Source organism: Mycobacterium sp. (genome assembly GCF_032162105.1).
In the GTDB taxonomy this organism is placed as follows: Bacteria; Actinomycetota; Actinomycetes; order Mycobacteriales; family Mycobacteriaceae; genus Mycobacterium.
In genome coordinates this window covers 1-3,588 of sequence record NZ_JAVRPS010000621.1, presented here as the reverse complement: position 1 = coordinate 3,588, position 3,588 = coordinate 1, and the positions used below count along the sequence as shown (strand labels likewise).

At 69.5% G+C, this 3,588-nt stretch carries 4 protein-coding genes; 1 reads left to right on the top strand and 3 read right to left on the bottom strand.

Annotation, left to right across the window (positions count from 1 at the left end; all coding sequences use genetic code 11):
- Positions 1-583, top strand: a 583-nt coding sequence (locus tag QOC69_RS31635) for an O-methyltransferase (RefSeq protein ID WP_526446453.1), incomplete at its 5' end; no start/stop codon positions are given.
- Positions 584-585: 2 nt separating this feature from the next.
- Here the strand turns inward: QOC69_RS31635 and xerD are convergent.
- From xerD to pyrG, 3 genes are all read right to left on the bottom strand, one after another.
- A complete protein-coding gene (gene xerD, locus QOC69_RS31630) occupies positions 586-1,539 on the bottom strand; it encodes a site-specific tyrosine recombinase XerD (RefSeq protein WP_526446452.1) in 954 nt (317 codons plus the stop codon).
- Positions 1,536-2,156 carry an NUDIX domain-containing protein gene (locus tag QOC69_RS31625; protein ID WP_526446451.1) on the bottom strand — a complete coding sequence of 207 codons (621 nt, stop codon included), beginning with the start codon at positions 2,154-2,156 and terminating at the stop codon, positions 1,536-1,538. The genes xerD and QOC69_RS31625 overlap by 4 nt, the downstream gene beginning before the upstream one ends.
- Positions 2,149-3,588: CTP synthase (pyrG, locus tag QOC69_RS31620; RefSeq protein WP_526446450.1), on the bottom strand; the 1,440-nt coding region annotated here is incomplete at its 5' end. The genes pyrG and QOC69_RS31625, both read right to left, overlap by 8 nt.

The window sequence follows — 3,588 nt, the reverse complement described above, 5'->3', positions numbered from 1 at the left end:
GATCGACGAATTTGCCTACGAGCAGTCCTTTCTGATCAACGTCGGCGATGAGAAGGGCGCCCTGCTCGACGCAGCCGTCACGCGGGCGAACCCGACGCTCGCGCTGGAACTGGGGACCTACGTCGGCTACGGGGCCCTGCGGATCGCCCGCGCCGCGCCGGAAGCCGCGGTGTTCTCCGTCGAACTGGCCGAAGCCAACGCCGCGAATGCGCGGCGGATCTGGCAGCATGCCGGGGTCGGCGACCGCGTCACCTGCGTCGTCGGCACCATCGGCGACGGCGGCAAGACCCTTGACGCGCTGGCCGCCGCGCCCGGTTTCGGTGCCGGTGCCCTCGACTTCGTGTTCATCGACCACGACAAGAGCGCCTATCTCACCGACCTGCACGCCATCATCGACCGCGGCTGGCTGCACCCCGGTTCGATCGTCGTCGCCGACAACGTCAAGCTCCCAGGCGCCCCGAAGTACCGCGCCTACATGCGAGAAGAACAGGGCAAGCGATGGAACACCATCGAGCACGAGACCCACGGGGAGTACCAGACGCTGCTGCCCGACCTGGTGCTGGAGTCCGAATACTTGGGGTGAAGCTAGCGCGCCCGCGGATGCGCTCCGGCCCACACTTCGCGTAGCGCGTTGACGGTGACCATCGTGTAGATCTGCGTCGTGGTCACCGAGGCGTGGCCGAGCAGTTCCTGCACGACGCGGACGTCGGCGCCGCCCTCGAGCAGATGCGTCGCGAACGAGTGCCGCAGGGTGTGCGGCGAGACGGCGGCCGAGATCCCGGCGCGTTCCGCGGCGTCCTGCAGCACCTGCCAGGCGCTCTGCCGGGACAGCCGCCCACCTCTGGCGTTGAGGAAGATCGCGGGCGTGGCCTTGCCGCGCCGGGCGAGGTCCGGTCGACCGCGCACCAGGTAGGCGTCCAGGGCGCTGACAGCGGGTCTGCCGATCGGGACGAGGCGCTGCTTGCCACCCTTGCCGCGCAGCAGGACGGACCGGGAGTGGGTGTCGACGTCGTCGACGTCGAGGCCGACGGCCTCCGAGATCCGCGCCCCGGTCGAATACAGCAGCTCCAACAGGGCCCGGTTGCGCAGGGTCAGCGGCCCGTCGGTCTCGCTGTCACCGCCTGCGCCGTCCAGGAGCGCGAGCACCTCGTCGACGGCGAGGCTCTTGGGCAGCCGACGGCTCGGCGTCGGCGGCTTCACGGCGCGGGCCACGTCGAGATCGGTCAGCCCCTCGGCGGCCGCGAAGCGGTGCAGGCCCCGCACGGCGATCAGGGCGCGGGCCGCGGAGACGGCGGACAGCGCGGCCGCGCCGGTGTCGGGGTCGCCCTTGCGCAGCGCGACCAGGAACTCGCTGACGTCGGGTTCGGTGACGTCGCGCAGGTCGTCGACGCCGCGCACCATCAGGTGCTCGGCGTAGCGCCGCAAGTCTCGGCGGTAGGAGCTCAGCGTGTTGGCGGCCACACCGCGCTCGATGGCCAGGTGGTCGAGGTAGCCCTGGAGTTGGTCGTCCAATGCCCGAAGCGCAGACGGCGTGGTCATCGTGCGGCCTTGCGGGCCCGGAACTTGGTCGATCGGTCCACCCACGGCGCGTCGGCCGGGCGCAGCGACTCCGGGTCGCCCATCGCGTGGGCGGCCAGAATCCCGGCGACGGCAAGCGAATTCACGATCTCGCCGGCCAACACCATGCGGACGGCGTCGTCCAACGGCACCCGCTTCACCGTCAGGTCGGCTTCCTCGTCGTGCGCTTCGGGCCGCCCGACGTCGGTCAGCCCGGTGGCCAGGAAGACCCGCACGCTCTCGTCGCTGAAGCCGGGCGCGGAGATCACGTCGACGAGGACTCGCCATTGCCCGGCGGCCAGGCCCGCCTCCTCTTCGAGTTCGCGCGCTGCGGTGGCGTCCGGCGGCTCGTCGCCCATGTCCAGCAGCCCGGCAGGCAGTTCCCACAGCCGACGGCCGACCGGGTGGCGGTACTGATGCACCAGCACGACGTTGCGGTCGTCGTCCAGCGCCACGATGGCGACGGCGCCGTAGTGCTCCACGACTTCGCGGCGGGCGGTGCCCCCACCCGGCATCCGCACCTCGTCGGCGCGCAGCGCGAAGATCTTTCCGACGTAGAGGGTTTCGCTGTCGACGGCCTCGAAGTCGTGCTCACCCACGGTGCACGGGCTCTTGAACGCGCTGCCCGACGGCGTGATCCGAATCCTCCGTGAGTTCGGCTCCGTTGGCGCGCTGCTCGGCGATCTCCATCGGCAACCGTTCGGCGGCCTTGTAACCGAGCGCCGCCCCGATGAACGCGACGAACAGCGGATGCGGGCGGGTGGGCCTGCTCTTGAGCTCGGGATGGGCCTGCGTTCCGACGAGGAACGGGTGCACCTCGGGCGCGTACTCGACGAACTCCACCAGGTGTCCGTCTGGCGAGGTGCCGGAGAACCGCAGGCCGCTTTCGGCGATCTTGTCGCGGTAGTCGTTATTCACTTCGTAGCGGTGACGATGGCGTTCGGACACCTCGGTGTCCTGATAGGCCTCGGCCACAATGGATCCCGGTTCGAGGACGGCGGGATAGGCGCCGAGGCGCATGGTGCCGCCGAGATCGGCTTCGCCCGCGACGATGTCCTTCTGGTCGGCCATCGTCGAGATCACCGGGTCAGGTGTGTCGGGTTCGAACTCCGCAGAGTTGGCTTGGATGAGCCCGACGGAGCGGGCCGCCTCGATGACGATGCACTGCAGACCCAGACACAACCCGAGCACCGGCAGACCACGGCGCCGGGCATACCGGATGGCGCCGATCTTGCCCTCGATGCCGCGGATGCCGAACCCGCCGGGGATCAGCACGCCGTGCACGTCGTCCAGCACTGCCGCGGCGCCCGCCTCGGTCTCGCAGTCATCGGACTCCACCCAGCGGATCTCGACCTTGGCGCGGTGCTTGAACCCGCCGGCCCGCAGCGCCTCGGCCACCGACAGGTAGGCATCGGAAAGGTCGATGTACTTGCCCACCAGCGCGATGCGCACGGTCTCCTGCGGCTCGTGCACCCGGCGCAGCAGGTCATCCCACTCGGTCCAGTCGACGTCGCGGAACGGCAGGTTGAGCCGCCGCACCACGTAGGCGTCGAGTTCCTCGCGGTGCAGGACCTTGGGGATGTCGTAGATCGACGGCGCATCGGGCGTCGAGATCACGCCGTCGATGTCGACGTCGCACATCAGGGCGATCTTGTTCTTCAGCGGTTCTGGCACGTCGCGGTCACACCGCAGGATCAGCGCATCGGGCGAGATGCCGATGCTGCGCAGCGCGGCAACGGAGTGCTGGGTGGGCTTGGTCTTCAACTCACCCGACGGCGCCAGGTACGGCACCAGGGAGACGTGCAGGAAGAAGACGTTGTCCCGGCCGACCTCGTGGCGCACCTGTCGGGCGGCCTCCAGGAACGGCAGGGACTCGATGTCGCCGACGGTGCCACCGATTTCGGTGATCACCACGTCGGGACGGTTCCCGTCGGCGTCCGGCTGCGCCATCGCCAGGATCCGGCTCTTGATCTCGTCGGTGATGTGCGGGATCACCTGAACGGTGTCACCGAGATACTCGCCGCGGCGCTC

What these genes read in the sequence shown, in the direction of transcription:
- xerD (WP_526446452.1), bottom strand. Translation starts at nt 1,539, where the DNA reads ATGACCACGCCGTCTGCGCTTCGGGCATTGGACGACCAACTCCAGGGC.